21 protein-coding genes are annotated in these 20,227 nt (G+C 58.6%); 11 read left to right on the top strand and 10 right to left on the bottom strand.

Annotated elements, in window-relative coordinates; translation table 11 throughout:
- The first annotated feature begins 22 nt into the window (after positions 1–22).
- From rpe to trpE, 3 genes are all read left to right on the top strand, one after another.
- Entirely contained in the window at positions 23–697 is a 675-nt protein-coding gene (gene rpe / locus ACA043_RS26660; protein WP_003228808.1) for a ribulose-phosphate 3-epimerase, read from the top strand.
- Positions 694–1,512 carry a phosphoglycolate phosphatase gene (locus tag ACA043_RS26655; protein WP_497245467.1) on the top strand — a complete coding sequence of 273 codons (819 nt, stop codon included), beginning with the start codon at positions 694–696 and terminating at the stop codon, positions 1,510–1,512. Before rpe ends, ACA043_RS26655 begins: the two co-directional genes overlap by 4 nt.
- Positions 1,513–1,583: 71 nt before the next feature.
- Positions 1,584–3,065: an anthranilate synthase component I gene (gene trpE, locus ACA043_RS26650; protein WP_401270068.1), complete on the top strand. Its 1,482-nt coding sequence runs from the start codon at positions 1,584–1,586 to the stop codon at positions 3,063–3,065.
- A gap of 226 nt (positions 3,066–3,291) precedes the next feature.
- Here trpE and estP read toward each other — a convergent pair whose 3' ends face one another.
- The gene (gene estP, locus ACA043_RS26645) at positions 3,292–5,199 is read right to left on the bottom strand and encodes an esterase EstP (RefSeq protein ID WP_497658197.1); all 1,908 of its coding nucleotides are present in this window, start codon (positions 5,197–5,199) and stop codon (positions 3,292–3,294) included.
- A gap of 408 nt (positions 5,200–5,607) precedes the next feature.
- Between estP and ACA043_RS26640 the strand changes: the two genes are divergently transcribed.
- The 4 genes from ACA043_RS26640 (at position 5,608) to ACA043_RS26625 (ending at position 8,892) form a co-directional block, all read left to right on the top strand.
- Entirely contained in the window at positions 5,608–6,201 is a 594-nt protein-coding gene (locus ACA043_RS26640; protein WP_187681121.1) for an aminodeoxychorismate/anthranilate synthase component II, read from the top strand.
- 9 nt (positions 6,202–6,210) lie between these two features.
- Complete coding sequence (gene trpD / locus ACA043_RS26635; RefSeq protein WP_187681122.1) at positions 6,211–7,260, top strand: anthranilate phosphoribosyltransferase; 1,050 nt, start codon at positions 6,211–6,213, stop codon at positions 7,258–7,260.
- On the top strand, positions 7,257–8,093 hold the full coding sequence (gene trpC, locus ACA043_RS26630) for an indole-3-glycerol phosphate synthase TrpC (protein WP_497658196.1): 837 nt from the start codon (positions 7,257–7,259) through the stop codon (positions 8,091–8,093). Before trpD ends, trpC begins: the two co-directional genes overlap by 4 nt.
- 97 nt (positions 8,094–8,190) lie before the next feature.
- Positions 8,191–8,892, top strand: a complete 702-nt coding sequence (locus ACA043_RS26625) for a lipoate--protein ligase family protein (protein ID WP_497658195.1) — start codon at positions 8,191–8,193, stop codon at positions 8,890–8,892.
- A gap of 10 nt (positions 8,893–8,902) precedes the next feature.
- Here the strand turns inward: ACA043_RS26625 and crp are convergent, their stop codons facing one another.
- Positions 8,903–9,547 carry a cAMP-activated global transcriptional regulator CRP gene (crp, locus tag ACA043_RS26620; protein ID WP_123532372.1) on the bottom strand — a complete coding sequence of 215 codons (645 nt, stop codon included), beginning with the start codon at positions 9,545–9,547 and terminating at the stop codon, positions 8,903–8,905.
- 236 nt (positions 9,548–9,783) lie between these two features.
- Here crp and ACA043_RS26615 point away from each other — a divergent pair, with 236 nt between their 5' ends.
- Positions 9,784–10,206, top strand: a complete 423-nt coding sequence (locus tag ACA043_RS26615; protein WP_008061600.1) for an OsmC family protein — start codon at positions 9,784–9,786, stop codon at positions 10,204–10,206.
- A 238-nt stretch (positions 10,207–10,444) separates the two neighbouring features.
- The gene (speD, locus tag ACA043_RS26610; protein WP_497658194.1) at positions 10,445–11,239 is read left to right on the top strand and encodes an adenosylmethionine decarboxylase; all 795 of its coding nucleotides are present in this window, start codon (positions 10,445–10,447) and stop codon (positions 11,237–11,239) included.
- A 118-nt stretch (positions 11,240–11,357) separates the two neighbouring features.
- Here the strand turns inward: speD and coq7 are convergent, their stop codons facing one another.
- The 6 genes from coq7 to hemJ all read right to left on the bottom strand — a co-directional run bounded on the left by coq7 (position 11,358) and on the right by hemJ (position 15,843).
- Positions 11,358–12,005 (bottom strand): 2-polyprenyl-3-methyl-6-methoxy-1,4-benzoquinone monooxygenase, encoded by a 648-nt coding sequence (gene coq7, locus ACA043_RS26605; RefSeq protein ID WP_497658193.1) that lies wholly within the window; start codon positions 12,003–12,005, stop codon positions 11,358–11,360.
- A gap of 105 nt (positions 12,006–12,110) precedes the next feature.
- Complete coding sequence (locus ACA043_RS26600) at positions 12,111–12,449, bottom strand: histidine triad nucleotide-binding protein (protein WP_053124353.1); 339 nt, start codon at positions 12,447–12,449, stop codon at positions 12,111–12,113.
- Positions 12,450–12,529: 80 nt separating this feature from the next.
- Positions 12,530–13,318, bottom strand: coding sequence for an SDR family NAD(P)-dependent oxidoreductase (locus ACA043_RS26595; protein ID WP_034155108.1), 789 nt, complete (start codon positions 13,316–13,318; stop codon positions 12,530–12,532).
- Between the two features lie 61 nt (positions 13,319–13,379).
- The gene (locus tag ACA043_RS26590; protein ID WP_497659681.1) at positions 13,380–14,336 is read right to left on the bottom strand and encodes a DUF805 domain-containing protein; all 957 of its coding nucleotides are present in this window, start codon (positions 14,334–14,336) and stop codon (positions 13,380–13,382) included.
- Positions 14,337–14,412: 76 nt separating this feature from the next.
- Complete coding sequence (locus ACA043_RS26585; RefSeq protein ID WP_489879408.1) at positions 14,413–15,381, bottom strand: NAD(P)H-dependent flavin oxidoreductase; 969 nt, start codon at positions 15,379–15,381, stop codon at positions 14,413–14,415.
- Between the two features lie 33 nt (positions 15,382–15,414).
- The gene (gene hemJ / locus ACA043_RS26580) at positions 15,415–15,843 is read right to left on the bottom strand and encodes a protoporphyrinogen oxidase HemJ (RefSeq protein ID WP_187681128.1); all 429 of its coding nucleotides are present in this window, start codon (positions 15,841–15,843) and stop codon (positions 15,415–15,417) included.
- A gap of 135 nt (positions 15,844–15,978) precedes the next feature.
- Here hemJ and argC point away from each other — a divergent pair, with 135 nt between their 5' ends.
- Positions 15,979–17,016, top strand: coding sequence for an N-acetyl-gamma-glutamyl-phosphate reductase (gene argC / locus ACA043_RS26575; RefSeq protein WP_401270052.1), 1,038 nt, complete (start codon positions 15,979–15,981; stop codon positions 17,014–17,016).
- Between the two features lie 168 nt (positions 17,017–17,184).
- A complete protein-coding gene (erpA, locus tag ACA043_RS26570) occupies positions 17,185–17,535 on the top strand; it encodes an iron-sulfur cluster insertion protein ErpA (protein ID WP_003228776.1) in 351 nt (116 codons plus the stop codon).
- Positions 17,536–17,609: 74 nt separating this feature from the next.
- Here erpA and ACA043_RS26565 read toward each other — a convergent pair whose 3' ends face one another.
- Positions 17,610–18,701, bottom strand: coding sequence for an anhydro-N-acetylmuramic acid kinase (locus ACA043_RS26565; protein ID WP_497658192.1), 1,092 nt, complete (start codon positions 18,699–18,701; stop codon positions 17,610–17,612).
- Positions 18,702–18,704: 3 nt separating this feature from the next.
- Positions 18,705–20,129: a peptidoglycan DD-metalloendopeptidase family protein gene (locus tag ACA043_RS26560; RefSeq protein ID WP_187681131.1), complete on the bottom strand. Its 1,425-nt coding sequence runs from the start codon at positions 20,127–20,129 to the stop codon at positions 18,705–18,707.
- Positions 20,130–20,227: the final 98 nt, after the last annotated feature.

The raw sequence follows: 20,227 nt of genomic DNA, 5'->3' as shown, positions 1-20,227 counted from the left end.
TTTAGCTCAGAAAAGGTGCGTCATGCAGCCCTTCGTAATTGCTCCGTCGATTCTCTCCGCCGACTTCGCCCGCCTCGGCGAAGAAGTGGACAACGTCCTCGCCGCTGGTGCCGACTTCGTCCACTTCGATGTCATGGACAACCACTATGTGCCCAATCTGACCATCGGTCCGATGGTTTGCGCGGCATTGCGCAAGTACGGCATCACCGCGCCAATCGACGCGCACCTGATGGTCAGTCCGGTGGATCGCATTGTTGGCGACTTCATCGAAGCCGGCGCGACTTACATCACATTCCACCCGGAAGCCACGCTGCACGTCGATCGCTCGCTGCAACTGATCCGCGAAGGCGGCTGCAAATCCGGTCTGGTGTTCAACCCGGCGACCCCGCTGGACGTGCTCAAGTACGTGATCGACAAAGTCGACATGGTCTTGCTGATGAGCGTCAACCCAGGCTTCGGCGGACAGAAGTTCATTCCCGGCACCCTCGACAAACTGCGCGAAGCGCGGGCAATCATTGATGCGTCGGGCCGTGACATTCGTCTGGAAATCGACGGCGGCGTCAACGTCAACAATATCCGTGAAATCGCTGCCGCTGGCGCCGACACCTTTGTTGCCGGCTCGGCGATCTTCAACGCGCCGAACTATCAGGAAGTCATCGACAAGATGCGTTCCGAACTGGCACTGGCACGCCCATGAGCGGTTTTGAGCAGCTGTTCCCGGGCAAACTGCCACGGTTGGTGATGTTCGATCTGGATGGCACGCTGATCGACTCGGTTCCCGACCTGGCGGCGGCGGTGGACAACATGCTGCTCAGCCTCGGCCGCCAGCCTGCGGGCATCGAGTCGGTGCGCGAGTGGGTCGGCAACGGCGCGCCAGTGTTGGTGCGTCGTGCGCTGGCCGGCGGTATTGATCACTCGGCTGTCGACGACGTCGAGGCCGAACATGCGCTGGAAGTGTTCATGGAAGCCTATGGCGCCAGCCATGAGCTGACCGTGGTCTATCCCGGCGTGCGCGACACCCTGAAATGGCTGCACAAGCAGGGCGTGGCGATGGCACTGATCACCAACAAACCGGAGCGTTTTGTCGCGCCGCTGCTGGATCAGATGAAAATCGGCCGCTACTTCAAGTGGATCATTGGCGGCGACACCCTGCCGCAGAAGAAGCCTGATCCAGCGGCGCTGTTCTTCGTGATGAAAATGGCCAACATCCCGGCCTCGCAATCGCTGTTCGTCGGCGACTCGCGCAGCGATGTGCTGGCGGCGAAAGCGGCGGGGGTCAAATGCGTGGCGCTGAGTTATGGCTATAACCATGGCCGACCAATCGCCGAAGAATCCCCGGCGCTGGTGATTGACGATCTGCGCAAGCTAATTCCCGGTTGCCTGGATCTGGCCGGTGGGATAACGTTGCCCGACGCTGTTCAACCCCCTGCCGGAAACGCCATCGTGGTGGTCACTCGCAAACTCTGGATGAAAGTCATCAAGGCCCTGGCCCGCTGGCGTTGGCGCGCCTGACTTGTTCCTGGCCGGCCCGCCGGTACGTTTGCCTACCTGACTGATTAGCACCTCACACCACGAGGCACCTCATGATCCGCGAAGAATTCCTGCGCTTGGCCGCTGATGGCTACAACCGCATTCCGTTGGCCTGCGAAACCCTGGCCGACTTCGACACGCCGCTGTCGATCTACCTGAAACTGGCTGACCAGCCCAACTCCTACCTGCTCGAATCGGTGCAGGGTGGCGAGAAATGGGGCCGTTACTCGATCATCGGTCTGCCGTGCCGCACCGTGCTACGGGTTCACGACCATCACGTCAGTATCACCGTCGATGGCGTCGAGACTGAAAGCCATGACGTCGAAGACCCGTTGGCCTTCGTCGAAACCTTCAAGGCTCGCTACAACGTGCCGACCATCGCCGGTCTGCCGCGTTTCAATGGCGGTCTGGTCGGTTACTTCGGCTATGACTGCGTGCGTTATGTGGAAAAGCGTCTGGGCAAATGCCCGAACCCTGATCCGCTGGGCGTGCCGGACATTCTGCTCATGGTTTCCGATGCGGTCGTGGTGTTCGACAACCTCGCCGGCAAGATGCACGCAATCGTACTGGCCGACCCTGCTCAGGCGGATGCCTACGAGCAAGGTCAGGCGCAATTGCAGGGCCTGCTGGAGAAACTGCGCCAACCGATCACCCCGCGTCGTGGCCTGGACTTCAGCAAGCAGCAATCGGCTGACCCGGTATTCCGCTCCAGTTTCACCCAGGACGATTACGAAAAAGCCGTCGACACCATCAAGGAATACATCCTTGCCGGTGACTGCATGCAGGTCGTGCCGTCGCAGCGCATGTCGATCGACTTCAAGGCTGCACCCATTGATCTCTATCGTGCACTGCGTTGCTTCAACCCGACGCCGTACATGTACTTCTTCAACTTCGGCGACTTCCACGTCGTCGGCAGTTCGCCGGAAGTGCTGGTGCGGGTCGAAGACAACCTGATCACCGTGCGCCCGATTGCCGGGACGCGACCGCGTGGTGCGACCGAAGAGGCGGATCTGGCGCTGGAAGAAGATCTGCTGTCGGACGACAAAGAGATCGCCGAGCACTTGATGCTGATCGACCTCGGTCGTAACGATACTGGTCGCGTTTCGGAAATCGGTTCGGTGAAGCTCACCGAGAAGATGGTCATCGAGCGTTATTCCAACGTGATGCACATCGTGTCCAATGTCACCGGCCAGTTGAAAGCCGGGCTGACGGCGATGGACGCGCTGCGGGCGATTCTGCCGGCGGGCACCTTGTCGGGCGCACCGAAGATTCGCGCGATGGAAATCATCGACGAACTGGAACCGGTCAAGCGTGGTGTGTATGGCGGCGCGGTCGGTTACTTCGCGTGGAACGGCAACATGGACACCGCAATTGCCATCCGTACCGCAGTGATCAAGAACGGCGAACTTCATGTGCAGGCCGGTGGCGGCATCGTTGCCGACTCGGTGCCGGCGCTGGAATGGGAAGAAACCCTGAACAAACGTCGGGCGATGTTCCGCGCTGTGGCCCTGGCCGAGCAAACCCCGGAAGCCTGAATCCGCGTAAAACCTGTGGGAGCGATCCTCTGTGGTGAGGGGATTTATCCCCGATGGGGCGCGGAGCGGCCCTGAAACCTGCAACAGAGATTTTTCAGGTATACCGTGAACAACGGTTTGCGACTGCTGCGCAGCCGATCGGGGATAAATCCCCTCGCCACAGAGGAATATGAATACGCATAAAAAAGCGGCGCCTGAGAGGGCGCCGCTTTTTTGTGCCTGCGCTTCAGAAGTCCAGCACGACGCCGACGTTAACCCCTTGCTGGGTAAAGTCATCATCCTTGCGGAATGTGTACCCACCACGCAGCGCCAGATCCGCCGTGAGTTTGTGGCTGACGCCCAGGCTCAAGCGGTTCAAATGACTCTGCGGCGTATAGCCCTCAAGTGTGAAGTCGTTGGCCGGCAGGGTGTTGAGCGCGATGTTGACCTTCTGCACATCATCTTCGTACTCACGCTCGTGGGCGTACTCGCCGAACACCTGAGTTTGCGGCGTGAAGTTGTACTTGCCCTGAATACCCACGCCCAAACGTTTCGAATCGCGCGCCTGATCATCGAAAGTCAGTGCGGTGGCGCGGTTGCTCTTCTCCGAGTAGCCGTCGACGTCGACACTGGCGTAGTCGGCGCTGACGAATGGCGACAGATGCCATTCACTGCCCGGCTGGGCGATGTCGTAGCCGACGCGGGTACTGAATGCCCACAGATGGCCGTCGGTATCACCTTTCTCCGCCCCCTCGCTGACACCCAGATCGAACTTGCGCTTGAGGTTGTCGTAGTCGAGCTTGCCACCAGTCAGCGCGGCATCAGCCCACCAGCGATTTTGCTGGAACTGGGCAAACGCTGTAGCCAGATAGCTGTTGAGTTTGTAGTCCGAATCGTTATGACCGGCCTCCAGATTCTGCCGGTAAAAACCCGCTGCCACGCCAACGCGCCAAGCCTCATTGAGGCGATAGCTGCCACCCACGTTGAGGTTGTAACCGCTGCCGTCGGCGCTGGCGCCGCTGCTTTGGCTGTCGACGTCCAGGTGCTGGCCGCCGGCGGAAACAATGGCGCGCCATTGGCCGACTGCCTGCCAGTTTTCCCAGTCCGCCTGCCATTGGCTGCGCAGTTCATCCTGATGCGCGCGCACGGTGGCGTGGGCCATTTCCGGGAGCAGCGTCAATTCCCACGGCGCGGCCAGCAGGGAATAGGCGTAATCGGAAATCAGTTTCTGCCCGGCTTCAGTCGGGTGCACGCCGTCGTTGTAGATCAGTTTGCTCGGATCCGGTGTCCCACTGTTGATGCCGTAACGGGCGTTTTCCGTGCAACTGCTGCCGCTGAAGCAGGTTGCGGTCAGGTTTTGGTCTGTGGCGAGGCCGAAACGTCCTGGATCGGCAAACACTTCGGACAGAAGCACCGGAATGTTCAACGGAATGATTTCGGCGTTGATGCCTTGCAGGCGGGTGGTCAACTGGCTGTTGAACTGGCTGGCGAGCGTACTGCTGAACGCCTGCAACGGCGTGCCGTTGATGGCCGGGGTCAAACCGACGTCAGGCAACAGCCAGACCATCACGTATTTGGCGCCGGCGGTTTGCAGGGTTTGCACGCTATCGGCCAGTCGATCTGCCGCCGCATTGGCTTGGGGCAGGCTGAGAATACGTCCTTGCAGGAAGTCGTTACCGCCACCGGAGATGTAATACAGCGCATTCGGATCGGCACGGAAACCGTTCGACGGCAGGTAGCCGGCGCGGGTGCGTTCACTGGTGGCTGATTGCGTGGTGATCGAATCGAGGATCTGATCCGTGCGGTAGCCGCCGACCGCCCAGTTATTACCGTCGGGCTGGCCATTGTCGGCGCGCACTGCCGAACTGGAAGAGGCCGTCTGATCCGCCGTAAAGCCCAGGCGTCCGCCCAGCAGTTGGGTGGAGTTCAGCGAATACAGCTCACCGCTGCCATCCAGATAAACCGGACCGGTACGGTTGGTATAGCGTTCAGTAGAACCCGCCGGGCCGCCGCTATCGGCGAAGGTCCCGGCGTCGTTGAGGCTGTCGCCGAAGACGATGAAATTCGAATAAGGATTGGGCGCCGCATTCGCCTGGGCACAGGCCATTGCGAGCAAGCAGCCGGCCAGCGGTACAAACAACGTCTGTTTGATCATGAGCAAGTCCGTTTTATTTATTGTTGTAGGTGAACGAAACGACAGTACCAAAAACTTCCGGCCTAGTGCCATCGGTCGCTAACCCTCACTTGGATTTCTCCCCCGAAGGCCCCGCCATATTGCACGCTCTGCCCAGCTAAGTTACTGTGCCGGAACGTATGAACGAGACCTTCCCCGTGTTGATCACCAGCAAACTTCTGGATCAAGTCATCAAGGCACACGCCCGTTGGCGTTGGCGCGCCTGAATCTTTTCTGCCGGCCCGGCCGGATCTGTATCGCTTTGCCTTCCTTGCCCGTTTGAAATGCCGCTTTGCCGACGCCACTTGCGTGTCCGACATCGTGCAGCGCCCTGCGGGCAAGTCATCTGAAGGCTGTCTTCAAGTCAGAATTCAAGAGGTTCGAAACGCCATGTTGCTGATGATCGACAACTACGACTCCTTTACTTACAACGTTGTGCAATACCTCGGCGAGCTGGGTGCCGAGGTCAAAGTCGTGCGCAACGATGAATTGACCATTGCTGAAATCGAAGCGCTCAAGCCCGAGCGTATCGTCGTGTCCCCTGGCCCTTGCACGCCGACCGAAGCCGGCATCTCTATCGACGCCATCAAGCACTTCGCCGGCAAACTGCCGATCCTCGGCGTCTGCCTCGGCCACCAGTCCATCGGCCAAGCCTTTGGTGGTGATGTGGTGCGTGCCCGCCAAGTGATGCACGGTAAGACTAGTCCGGTATTCCACGAGGACAAGGGCGTTTTCCAAGGCCTGAATCATCCACTGACCGTCACCCGCTACCACTCGTTGATCGTCAAGCACGAGACGTTGCCCGATTGCCTGGAACTGACCGCGTGGACGCAACACGATGATGGTTCGGTCGACGAAATCATGGGCCTGCGTCACAAGACCCTGAACATTGAGGGCGTACAGTTCCACCCCGAGTCGATCCTGACCGAACAGGGCCATGAACTGTTTGCCAACTTCCTCAAACAAACCGGCGGCACGCGCTAAGGACTTCCCATGAATATCAAGACAGCCCTGGGCCGTATCGTCGATCACCTCGACCTCAGCACCGATGAAATGCGCGATGTGATGCGCGAAATCATGACCGGCCAGTGCACCGAGGCACAGATCGGCGCGTTCATGATGGCCATGCGCATGAAGAGCGAGAGCATCGACGAAATCGTCGGCGCGGTATCGGTGATGCGTGAGCTGGCCGATCAGGTCGAACTCAAGACCCTCGACGGCGTGGTCGATGTGGTTGGCACCGGCGGTGACGGTGCGAATATTTTCAACGTATCCACCGCTTCTTCTTTTGTCGTTGCGGCGGCGGGTTGCACCGTGGCCAAGCACGGCAACCGCGCGGTCTCGGGCAAGAGTGGCAGTGCCGACTTACTGGAAGCCGCCGGCATCTACCTCAACCTGACGCCGGTGCAGGTCGCCCGTTGCATCGACAACGTCGGCATCGGTTTCATGTTCGCCCAGACACACCACAAAGCCATGAAGTACGCCGCCGGCCCGCGCCGCGATCTCGGCCTGCGTACGCTGTTCAACATGCTCGGCCCGCTTACGAATCCGGCCGGTGTTAAACATCAGGTGGTGGGTGTGTTCAATCAGGCGTTGTGCCGCCCGTTGGCTGAAGTCTTGCAGCGTCTGGGTAGCAAGCATGTGCTGGTGGTGCATTCGAAGGACGGTCTGGACGAATTCAGTCTGGCGGCGCCGACTTTTGTTGCCGAGCTGAAAAACAACGAGATCACCGAGTATTGGGTCGAGCCGGAAGATCTAGGCATGAAGAGCCAGAGCCTGCACGGCCTGTCGGTCGACGGCCCGGAAGCTTCGTTGGCGTTGATTCGCGATGCGCTGGGCAAGCGCAAGACTGAAAACGGCCAGAAAGCTGCCGAGATGATTGTGCTAAACGCCGGTGCAGCGCTGTACGCCGCCGACGTAGCCAGCAGTTTGAAACAGGGCGTGGAGCTTGCGCACGACGCCCTGCACACCGGCCTCGCTCGGGAAAAGCTCGAGGAGCTGGGTGCCTTTACCGCGGTATTCAAAGTGGAGAATGAGGGATGAGTGTACCGACGGTTCTGGAAAACATTCTGGCGCGCAAAGTTCAGGAAGTCGCCGAGCGTAGCGCTCGTGTGAGCCTGAGCGAGCTGGAAAGTCTGGCCAAGGCGGCCGATGCACCCCGTGGTTTCGCCCGGGCTTTGCTGGCGCAGGCGAAGAAAAAACAACCGGCGGTGATTGCCGAAATCAAAAAGGCTTCGCCAAGCAAAGGCGTGATCCGCGAGAACTTTGTTCCCGCCGACATCGCCAAAAGCTACGAGAAGGGCGGGGCAACCTGTCTCTCGGTGCTGACTGATATCGATTACTTCCAGGGCGCCGATGCCTACCTGCAGCAGGCCCGTGCCGCGTGCAAGCTGCCGGTGATCCGCAAGGACTTCATGATCGATCCATACCAGATCGTCGAAGCCCGTGCGCTGGGCGCCGACTGTGTGTTGTTGATCGTCTCCGCGCTGGACGACGTGAAAATGGCCGAGTTGGCTTCCGTGGCAAAAGGCGTTGGTCTCGATGTGCTGGTGGAAGTGCACGACGGCGATGAGCTGGAGCGCGCGTTGAAAACCCTCGACACGCCACTGGTCGGGGTCAACAACCGTAACCTGCATACCTTCGACGTCAGCCTGGAAACCACCCTCGATCTGCTGCCGCGTATTCCGCGTGATCGTCTGGTAATCACTGAGAGCGGCATCCTCAACCGTGCCGATGTCGAGCTGATGGAGATCAGCGACGTGTACGCGTTCCTTGTCGGTGAGGCGTTCATGCGCGCCGAAAGCCCGGGTACTGAGCTGCAACGATTGTTCTTCCCGGAGCGCGGTGTTTCGGTGAGTGGTTCGACCCTCGACTGATCACTCCTTCAAAGGCACCCGCGCCCCCTGTGGGAGCGGGCTGCCCGCGAAGAGGCCCGCCAGTTCCCTAAAGATTCCAGATCTGCCGGAGTCCGCTATGCCGCTGCCAACCTCCCTGACCATCGAAGCCGGCCTGCAAGCCGAACAGGACTTGCTGGCCTCGATCTGTGCCGGCGACGCCGAATTCGGCCTTCTATTCTGGCAGCCCAGCGACCGCGCTCTGGTCATGCCTCGCCGCTTGAACCGCCTACCCGGATTCGAACACGCCTGCGAAGTCTCCGCCGCCGCCGGCTGGCCGGTGCTGCTACGCGAAACCGGCGGGGAACCGGTCCCGCAATCGGCCGCGACCATCAATATCGCACTGGTTTACGCACCGCCTCGCAGCGAAGGCGATCTCAACCGCATCGAAACCGGCTACCGCCGTCTGTGCGATCCGATCTGCCAATTGCTGGATGAGTTGGGCGGCACTTCGTCATTGGGAGAAATCGAGGGCGCGTTTTGCGACGGTCGCTTCAACGTCAACCTCGACGGCCGCAAAATGGTCGGCACCGCCCAGCGCTGGCGCCAGAGTCAGGGCGGACAGCGTCCGGTGGGTTTGGTACACGGTGCGATGCTGATGGATAACGAGCGGGATTCGATGGTGGCAGCGGTCAATCGCTTCAACGAAGCCTGTGGTCTGGAGCAGCGGGTACGCGCGCAAAGCCACATTGCCCTGCATGAAAAATTCAACGCGCCACAGGCCTTGGCGCGTCTCGATGAGTTGTTTCGTTTAATGCTGGCGCAGATGTACAGCGTTTAAGCGTTCGCGTTTAACGTGTACCGAAGACCACCATGGTCTTGCCCTTCACATTGACCAGGTTGCGTTCCTCAAGATCCTTGAGAACGCGACCGACCATCTCCCGCGAACACCCGACAATCCGCCCGATTTCCTGACGGGTCACCTTGATCTGCATGCCGTCGGGGTGGGTCATCGCGTCCGGCTGTTTGCACAGTTCCAGCAGGCAACGAGCCACGCGACCGGTAACGTCGAAGAACGCCAGATCGCCGACCTTGCGCGTGGTATTGCGCAGGCGTTGTGCGATTTGTCCGCTGAGCACGTAAAGAATGTCCGGATCCTGCTGCGATAATTCGCGGAATTTCGCGTAGCTGATTTCCGCAGTCTCACACTCGACCTTGGCCCGCACCCAGGCGCTGCGCTGCTGCTCCTGACCCGCCTGCTCGAACAGTCCCAGTTCACCAAAGAAATCCCCGGCGTTGAGATACGCGATGATCATCTCGCGGCCGTCGTCATCCTCAATCAGGATCGTTACCGAGCCCTTGATGATGAAGTACAGCGTGTCCGAACGATCGCCAGCGCAAATGATGTTGCTCTTGGCCGCATGGCGGCGACGTTGGCAATGCATCAACAGCTTGTCGAGGTTCTTGATTTTGGGTGTGGGGGTAATAGCAACCATGGTTGTATCCCGAAAAGACTGCACGGTGATGTTTGATTTTTTTATGAGGCGCTGAAGGCGGTCGCTACACAGCTGGCATGGGGCGCCAGCGAATTGGCGCCAGCTTACCAGACACTTCGTCGAAAATTCGAGAAATTACCTACGCAGTTGGAGCATCCGTCCTAGGAACAGTCGCGCTGTCAGAGCAAAACCCTGTGCTAAGCTGGCGACCCTTTTTTTACAGTGGAGTCTGGGCGATGAAGGCACGCATCCAATGGGCTGGCGAAGCCATGTTCCTCGGCGAATCCGGCAGTGGCCATGTCGTGGTCATGGACGGTCCGCCGGACGCCGGTGGTCGTAATCTGGGTGTTCGCCCGATGGAAATGCTCCTGTTGGGCGTCGGCGGTTGCAGCAACTTCGACGTGGTCAGCATTCTGAAGAAATCGCGCCAGGCTGTTGAAAGCTGTGAAGCCTTCCTCGAAGCCGAGCGCGCAACCGAAGATCCGAAAGTGTTTACCAAGATCCACATGCATTTCGTGGTCAAGGGCCGTGGCCTGAAAGAAGCCCAGGTCAAGCGCGCCATCGAACTGTCCGCCGAGAAGTATTGCTCGGCCTCGATCATGCTCGGTGCGGCTGGCGTGGAGATCACCCACGATTACGAAATCATCGAACTCGGTTGAACCGACATTCAACTATCATAAAAGCAGTGCAGACTCTGGGGATCCCCCTCCTGACGTCTGCATAATGCGCGACTTTTTTCAGGGCGGTGATCGGTCAACCGACGTGTCATCCGCCTGAACAGATAACCAAAATCGCCATCGCGAAGAGGTGTTGACCGTCCTACGCAGGTGCGTTGTTCGCACTTGACGGGCATGCTTGATCACGCGGCCGAGCCGCATACACAGAGAGTTTTCAACGGTGAAAAGCAAACTCAAGCTCCACGGGTTCAATAACCTGACAAAGACCTTGAGCTTCAACATCTATGACATCTGCTACGCGGAAACCCCGCAAGACCAGCAGGCTTACGTCGAGTACATCAATCAAGAGTACAACGCGAAACGCCTGACGCAGATTCTCACCGAAGTTGTCGAAATCATTGGTGCCAACATCCTGAACATTGCCAGTCAGGACTATGAACCTCAGGGCGCCAGTGTCACGATTCTGATTTCTGAAGAGCCGGTAACCCCGACTGAAAGCCAGATTGAAGAGTCCCCGGGCCCGTTGCCTGAAATCATCCTGGCCCACCTCGACAAGAGTCACATCACGGTGCACACCTATCCGGAAATCCACCCGGACGACGGCATTGCCACCTTCCGTGTGGACATCGATGTGTCGACGTGTGGTGTCATTTCACCGCTTAAAGCGCTCAATTTCCTCATTCACCAGTTTGATTCGGACATTGTGACTGTGGATTACCGTGTACGTGGCTTCACCCGTGATGTTGAAGGCAACAAACACTTCATCGACCACGAGATCAATTCGATTCAGAACTACCTGTCCGAAGACACCCGCGACGCGTACCAGATGACCGACGTGAACGTGTACCAGGAAAATCTGTTCCACACCAAAATGCTGCTGAAGGACTTCGAACTGGACAACTACCTGTTCGGCGACGCCACCAGCAGCCTGTCTCCTGGGCAGCGCGCTCAAGTGACTGAGCGTGTGAAACACGAAATGCTCGAAATTTTCTACGCGCGCAACATGCCGACGTAAGAAATCCAAGCGCAAAAAAGGCGACTACTTAGCGGTAGTCGCCTTTTTTATCGCGCAAACACATAACCCTGTAGGAGTGAGCCTACTAGCGGTGAGGCCCTTTAAAGCCTCTAAAGCTTCAGATCCGATAAGTACTCTTGGTCATAACCTTCGCCAACAGACTCATCCCGAACTTCACCGGCGCCGGAAAACGGAAGCCGCCAGCATCCAGCGCGCTCTCCGCATGATGCTCCTCATCAATACGCATCTGCTCCAGAATCGCCCGGGACTTCTCGTCCTCGGCCGGAAGTTGTTCCAGATGCTGGTTCAAGTGTTTGCACACCTGATGCTCGGTCGCTGCGACAAACCCGAGGCTGACCTTGTCGCTGATCAGCCCGGCCACCGCGCCAATCCCGAACGACATGCCGTAGAACAGCGGATTGAGAACGCTGGTATGGCTGCCCAACTGGTGAAGGCGTTGTTCGCACCAGACCAGATGATCGATCTCTTCTTCGGCTGCGTGCTCCATGGCTTCGCGCACCTGCGGCAGCTTGGCGGTCAGGGCCTGCCCTTGATACAGCGCCTGGGCGCAGACTTCGCCGGTATGGTTGATACGCATCAGGCCGGCGACGTGGCGAGTGTCTTCGTCGCTCATCTGCGTGTCTGGCTGCAGAATCGCTGGCGACGGACGGTATGGCTGGCCGCTGAAGGGCAGCAAGGTACGCATCGCGGCATCGGCTTGCAGCAGAAGACGGTCAATCGGCGAGTAGTGACGTTGGGTAGTCATGCTGACCTCCGGGAAGAATCTCGGCGGCCAGTTTAACCGAATCGGCCGGGGAGCGTTTGCGCTGGGTCATGTGGGAGCAGGGCGCTCCCACAGATTTGCCGTGGATCAGCCCGGCGGCCAGTTCATCTGGCGCTGACCGAGTACGTGCATATGAATGTGGTAGACGGTCTGCCCACCTTTCTCATTGCAGTTCATCACCACCCGGAAGCCGTCTTCGCAGCCCAGCTCCAGCGCCAGACGCTGGGCTGTGAAAAGAATGTGCCCGGCCAATGCCTTGTCGTCTTCGGTCAGGTCATTGAGGGTGCGCACCGGTTTTTTCGGAATCACCAGAAAGTGCACTGGCGCCTGAGGTGCGATGTCGTGAAACGCCAGAACCTGGTCGTCCTCGTAGATGATCTTGGCCGGGATTTCCCGGTTGATGATCTTGGTGAACAGAGTATCCACTGCTGTTTTCTCCGTGGTGTGGGCTGGTCTGAGTGTACTCATGGGGAAAGAACCCGCCCAGTGTTTTGCCGTAGGACAGTTCAGCGCGGGCAGTAAGCCTTGTTGACCATGCCGACGATGGTGCGGTTGAGCCAGCGCGAACCCAGTCGCGGCAGAAACGCGAACCAGCGGTTGCGTCGTCCCGGAATAATGATTGCGCGGTTCTTGTCGAGCGCACGCACGGTGTACAGCGCGACCTCTTCGGGGCTCATCAGCAACTTGCTGTCTTTGAGTTTGTCGCTGTTCAACTGCGCGGTGCGGAAAAACGCCGTGCGGGTCGGGCCGGGGCAGAGCACTGAAACCTTCACCGCGCTCTGTTTGAGTTCAACTCGCAGTGCTTCGGAGAAGTGCAGCACATAGGCCTTGCTGGCGTAATAGGTGCTCATCCACGGGCCGGGGTTGAACGCCGCTACCGAGGCAACGTTGAGAATCTGCCCGCCGCCTTGCAACGCCATGCTGTTGCCGATCGCATGGCACAAACGGGTGAGGGCGAGGATGTTCACCTCGATCAAGTCCTGCTCGGTCATCCAGTCCTGAGCCAGGAATGGACCACAGGTGCCAATGCCAGCGCAGTTCACCAACAGATCGATCTGCCGGTCACCTTCTTCCAGTTCCAGCAAAAAGCCGGACAGGCGCAACGGCTCACCGAGGTCGCAGGCGCGAAACAGCACCTCGACGCCGAAGCGCTGGGTCAACTCGATCGCAATACTTTCCAGCTGATCACGCTGTCGTGCCACCAGAATCAGGCTGCGGCCGCGCCGGGCCAGCGCTTCGGCCATGGCCAGGCCGATACCGCTGGAGGCGCCAGTGATCAGAGCGTAACGGGTCATGCATTTCTCCATCGCAACAGCTCCGCGCCAGCGACGCAGGTGTCACGGCGGGGAGCGCTGTTCATTCTTTCGCAGAGTCTACAGGGGCCTGCGCCGCTTCGGCTGCATCGTCGGAGGAATTCGCTGCCGGTTCGACCTCGACGTCGATTTCATCGGTAGTTACCGAGCCGCTGTCGTAGCTGCTTTCGAGGCTGGTTTCGTATTCCTGCTGAATGGCGGAGATCCCGCCGAGCATTCCACCTACGAAAAACAGCCCGATGAATACGATCCACAGAGAGCACAGCACCTTGACTGCTGTGCTGTTGGGCGGAGGTGGTGGCCCGTAGCGGTTGGCACCGGTATTGCCCGGCACAATCATGATCACAAAAGGAAAGATGCTGCCCACCAACGGGACAAGATTCAGCAGCCAGAGCCAGCCGGACCAGCCGATATCGTGCAGGCGTTGAACGGTGAACAAAATGCTGATGATGATGAGCGCCAAACCCAGAATGGCCGCGATGAGGCCGCCGATGATCAGGCCGCTGGTGGAGTCGGAACTGACAAGGCCGACGGCGATCAGCGCAAAAATGCTGAGAATTGGCAGGCTTACCAGCGTCACGACCATCGTCCAGGCCAGAAAGCGCAGACGTCCGATCCGGCCTTCGACGCTTAACGGTTTGAGCATGGCGAATGCCGGAAGGTTTTCACCAACACTGGCGCGGGGTGGCGCATAAGGTGAGTTCGGTTCCGCGTAGGCGGGAGCGGGGGAGTGCTCGTGGACGTCCGACAGATTCAGCTCGATGGCCGTGTCAGATTCGATCCGTGCGTCAATCCCGGTTTTGCTCAATGCCTGCAGATAAGTCTGCGCATCGCTGTGCGACAGATCACGCTTAAGCGCCACGGTACTGCCATTGAACAGTCGCTCGATGGCTGCAACATCGCTTTTGAACAAATCCGCCAGATTGAGCTTGGCAGTGGTGATATCGACACCGGGCTGTAGAGCACCGTCGAAAACGATCTTGTAACGGGGTTCGCTCATGGCCGAGGCATCCTTGTCGCGAAGAGAATGAAAGGTCGTTAGTGTAAGGCCAGTCCATGAGCGACTGGCTTGATTTTTACCTTGGCCAGCGTTTCGGCAGCTGTGCTGCGCGTTCCTGTGCCTGACGATATTCAGCATCGAGTCGAGCGATCAACTGATCCACGCCTGGCAGATCGTCGATCTGCCCCACGCCTTGCCCGGCTGACCACACGGTCTTCCAGGCTTTGGCTTCATCGCTGATCGGTTTGAGCTTGTCGCCAAAATTCACTTCGCCTTTACCTTGTAGCGCTGCCATGTCGAAACCGGCCGCCTCCAGGCTTTGCCGCATGAAACTGGCCGGCACTCCCGACACCGCTGGAGTATGGATGATGTCGGCCGCTTTGGCTGTCAGCAGCATCTCCTTGTAGGCGTCAGGTGCATGACTTTCGGTGGTGCCGATAAAGCGCGTACCGAAGTAGGCCAAATCCGCGCCGAGCATCTGTGCGGCGAGAATCTCATGGCCGTGGTTAAGACATCCTGCAAGCAGCAGGGTTTTGTCGAAGAACTCGCGAATCTCGGCGATCAGCGCAAACGGACTCCAGGTGCCGGCATGGCCACCGGCCCCGGCCGCGACCGCAATCAGACCGTCGACACCAGCCTCGGCGGCCTTCTCGGCATGCCGACGGGTGGTGACATCGTGGAAGACCAGGCCGCCATAACTGTGCACTGCATCGACCAGTTCCTTCACCGCGCCAAGGCTGGTGATAACGATCGGCACCTTGTGCTCCACGCAAATGGCCAGATCCGCCTGCAAGCGTGGATTACTGTTGTGCACGATGAGGTTCACCGCGTACGGCGCGGGGTTGTCCAGCGCCGCGAGGCCCGCTTCGATCTGTTCCAGCCAAGCCTTGAACCCGCTGCTTTCGCGCTGGTTCAGCGCGGGAAAACTGCCGACCACGCCATTGCGGCAGCAGGCCAGCACCAGTTCAGGGTTGGAAATCAGGAACATCGGCGCCGCCACCACAGGCAGGCGCAGACGTTGTTCGAGCAAAGCGGGCAGCGACATTGGAAGTACCCCGAAGTGATTGACTTATTAAAGTTAGAACGGCTTGACCACGACCAGAATTACGATAGCCAGCAATATCAGAACCGGCACTTCATTGAACCAGCGATAAAAGACATGGCTGCGGGTGTTCTCGCCACGGGCGAAGCGTTTTACCTGCGCGCCGCACATATGGTGGTAACCGATCAGCAAGACGACCAGGGTCAGTTTGGCGTGAATCCAGCCGCCCATGCTGAAGATGCCCGGGTTGAGATAGATCAGCCAGCCGCCGAAGATCAGCGTGGCGATCATTGCCGGTCCCATGATGCCGCGATACAGCTTGCGCTCCATGACGCTGAAGCGTTCTTTGCTGACCGTGTCTTCACTTTGCGCGTGATAAACGAACAGTCGCGGCAGGTAAAACAGGCCTGCAAACCAGCAAACGACGCTGACGATGTGAAACGCTTTGATCCACAGATAGAGCATTTTTAGTTATTCCCTTATTCACGGTAAGCCGGATAGTAGAGGCTTGAGCGTCCGCGCGTCACCTTGACGGTTGTCGCAGGGCCGCGTGGCCCCTATTATCGACGGCTTTCCAGTGGGTTCGTTGAGGGCAGGTTTATGGTCAAGGTCGGTATCGTCGGCGGCACGGGTTACACCGGTGTCGAACTGCTGCGTCTGTTGGCACAGCATCCGCAGGCAGAAGTGGTGGTGATCACTTCCCGATCCGAGGCCGGTCTGGCCGTGGCTGACATGTACCCCAACCTGCGCGGCCACTACGACGGCCTGGCCTTCAGCGTGCCGGACATCAAGACCTTGGGCGCCTGTGACGTAGTGTTCTTCGCCACACCGCACGGTGTCGCTCACGCTTTGGCAGGTGAACTGCTGGCGGCGGGCACCAAGGTTATCGATCTGTCGGCGGACTTCCGTCTGCAAGACGCCGAGGAGTGGGCCAAATGGTACGGTCAGCCGCACGGTGCGCCGGAGCTGCTGGACGAAGCGGTTTACGGTTTGCCGGAAGTCAATCGTGAGCAGATCAAAAAGGCTCGCCTGATCGCGGTGCCAGGTTGCTATCCGACCGCTACTCAGTTGGGTTTCTTGCCGCTGCTTGAAGCGGGTCTGGCTGATGCTTCGCGTCTGATCGCCGACTGCAAATCCGGTGTCAGCGGTGCCGGTCGCGGTGCGGCTGTAGGCTCCCTGTACTCGGAGACGTCGGAAAGCATGAAGGCTTACGCGGTGAAAGGTCACCGTCACCTGCCGGAAATTCGCCAGGGGCTGCGTCGCGCAGCGGGCGGCAAGGATGTCGGTCTGACATTCGTCCCGCATCTGACGCCGATGATCCGTGGCATTCACTCCACGCTTTACGCGACCGTGGTTGATCGCTCGGTGGATCTGCAGGCGCTGTTTGAAAAGCGTTATGCCAACGAACCGTTCGTCGATGTAATGCCAGCCGGCAGCCATCCGGAAACCCGCAGCGTGCGTGGCGCCAACGTTTGCCGCATTGCGGTTCACCGTCCGCAGGATGGCGATCTGGTGGTGGTGTTGTCGGTGATCGACAATCTGGTCAAAGGCGCGTCGGGTCAGGCTGTGCAGAACATGAACATCCTGTTTGGTCTGGATGAGCGCTTGGGTCTGTCCCATGCCGGCATGCTGCCGTAACACTTAATCCGACACAGCAAAAAGGCCCGTCAAACGGGCCTTTTTGCATGCTGAACAGCTGGTCGGGTTTATTGATATACCGTAACAATAGTTGACCGATTTTCTCGGACAAGCGGATAATGCGCGTCATCACGCATTATGGCGGCGTAACGCCGGGAGATAGTCAGCATGAGCGTCGAATCCTTCACCCCCACGGCTTTGCAATTCACCCAAGGTGCTGCGCACAAGGTGAAGAGCCTGGTCGATGAAGAGGGGAATGATCGCTTGAAGCTGCGCGTATTCGTTACGGGCGGCGGTTGTTCAGGGTTTCAGTACGGTTTCACCTTCGATGAAGATGTGGCTGAGGATGACACCATCGTCGAGCGCGAAGGCGTGAGCCTAGTGGTTGATCCGATGAGTTTCCAGTACCTGGCCGGTGCAGAAGTGGACTACCAGGAAGGTCTGGAAGGTTCGCGCTTCGTGATCAAGAACCCGAACGCCACCACGACTTGTGGTTGCGGCTCTTCGTTCTCGATCTGATCGCACTTCGCTGCACACAATAAAACGCCGCAGAGCCTTGGGTTCTGCGGCGTTTTTTGTTGTCAGCGTTTTGTTTAGTTGGGGTAGATGGCGCCCAGTACGCGCAGCCCTTTGGCGCCAGTAACACTTGGCCGGTTGGCGGCGATACCTTCGAGGCAGCAATGGGCCAGCCAGGCGAACGCCATGGCTTCAACCCAGTCCGGATCAACACCGTGGGTGGCGGTGCTGGCGACTTTTGCGTTCGGCAGCAGATCAGCCAATCGCTTCATCAATGTGGCGTTGTGCGCGCCACCGCCACAGACCAGCAGCTCTTGAGTATCCGTTTGAGCGCTTTGCAGCGACTCGACGACGGTCAACGCTGTCAGCTCGAGCAGCGTGGCCTGTACGTTTTCAGCAGGGAAGGCTGGCAGACGTGAGAGGTGCTGCTCCAGCCAAGGCAGGTTGAACACTTCTCGGCCGGTACTTTTCGGGCCCTTGGTCATGAAGAACGGATCACTGAGCAATGCTTTCAGCAGCGTTGGCTCAACGGTACCGGTAGCGGCCCACTGGCCATTGCAATCGTAGTTTTCACCGCGTTGCTGGTGAATCCAGGCATCCATCAGCACATTCCCCGGACCGCAGTCGAAACCGGCTACAGCCTTGGTCGGCTCTATCAGACTGAGATTGCTGAAGCCGCCGACATTCAGGACAGCCTGGTTACCGGTACGCTCTTCGAACAAAGCTTCATGGAAGGCGGGCACCAGAGGGGCACCTTGACCACCGGCAGCGACATCGCGACTGCGGAAGTCGCTGACAACGGTGATGCCCGTCAGCTCGGTCAGCAGGGCAGGGTTGCCGATCTGTATGGTGAAACCTCGAGCCGGTTCATGGCGAATAGTCTGGCCGTGGCTGCCAATCGCGCGAATCGCCTCCGGTTTGAGCTGTTGCTGGTCGAGGAGGGTGTGAATGCCCTGTGCGGCAAGCTTCACCCAGTTCTGCTGGGCTATCGCCGAGCGGGCAATCTCGTCAGGGCCGCTGGCGCACAAGCCAAGCAGCTCGGCGCGCAGGGATTCAGGCATGGGAATGTAGTGCGTGGCGATCAGGTTGATCGCCGAGGTTTGTTCGATCAGGGCAATGTCCAGGCCGTCGAGGCTGGTTCCGGACATCACACCGATATAAAGGGCCATGGCTTAACGCTTGCTCGAAGCCAGCATGGTGGCCTTCTCTTGATCCATACGCGCCATCAACGGCTGGCTCTGAGCCATGAAGCGGGCACGTTCTGCTTTGGCAATCGGATCGGCCATTGGCAACTTCTGGCCCAGTGGATCGACATGAACGCCGTTGACCTGGAACTCATAGTGCAAGTGCGGTCCGGTGGACAGCCCTGTCGTGCCAATGAAACCGATTACTTGGCCTTGCTTGACCGTGCCGCCGGTTTTCACGCCTTTGGCGAAGCCTTGCATGTGGCCGTATAGCGTGCGGTAGGTGTTGCCGTGCTGGATGATCACAGTGTTGCCGTAACCGCCACGACGGCCGGCCAGCAGCACTTTGCCGTCACCGGCAGCCTTGATTGGCGTGCCGCGTGGCGCAGCGTAATCAACGCCTTTGTGCGCGCGGATCTTGTTGAGGATAGGGTGTTTGCGGCCCATGGAGAACTTCGAGCTGATGCGGGCAAAGTCCACCGGCGTTCGGATGAACGCCTTGCGCATGCTATTGCCGTCGGCCGTGTAATAGCTGCTGTTGCCTTGCTTGTTGGTGTAACGCACGGCGGTGTAGGTCTTGCCGCGGTTGGTGAAGCGGGCGGACAGGATCGGGCCATTGCCAACAGCTTTACCGTTGACCACTTTCTGTTCGTAGATCACATCGAATTCGTCACCCTGGCGGATGTCTTGTGCGAAGTCGACGTCATAGCCGAATACGCTGGCCATATCCATGGTCAGGCTGTGAGAGAGGCCTGCACGCGCAGCGGACTGTGACAACGAGCTGTTGATCACTCCGTGAACGTAAGCGGTACGTACGGTAGGTTTTGCGGTTACACGATTGAAGGCGTAACCCTTGTCATTCTTGGTCAGCGTGATGGTTTCAAGATCGCTGACCTTGCTGTGCAGGCTGGTGAGCTGGCCTTCCGGGTTCAGTTCAAATTCGAGCTTCTGGCCGCGTTTGAGCTGGCTGAACTGTTTGGCTTGCTTGTCGCTGGCCAGTATTTCATGCACGGCTGTGGCTGGAAGGCCGACTTTTTCGAACAGTGTCGAAAGCGTATCGCCCTTGGAAACGACGACTTCCCGGTGACCTGGCGCTTTCGGTTTTTCCGCGAGAGGTTCGGGCGCAGGTTTGGCTTCCGCGGTTTGCGGAGCGTTTTCTTCTGTGTTTTCGATTTGTGCAAACGGTGAGGCTACTGGCTCATTTGTGGCTTGAGCGGCGTCAGCAGCGTCTTGATCTTGTGTCAGTTGTTCAGCAGGACTTTCCAGTTCAAGGCTCAGGGTCGTCTTTTTGGCTTCAACATCACTGGAAGGAAATACCAGGAGCGCCAGGCTGAGAAGGGCGGCGATACCACTTGCGGCGAGCAGGTGGGTCTTCGGGTAAAGCGGTGGCGCTTTAGACGGTTCAGTGGTCATAAGTAATTTTGACTTTGAATAGTGATGAATTGGAAAAGATGAATGACATGATGAAGATGAAATAACTGTATAAAATATAACCAAATCATCTCTTAAGC

It is taken from the genome of Pseudomonas sp. LBUM1648 (assembly GCF_059716145.1).
The sequence above is the reverse complement of the archived record's forward strand: the minus strand, read 5'-3'. Positions and strand labels throughout refer to the sequence as shown.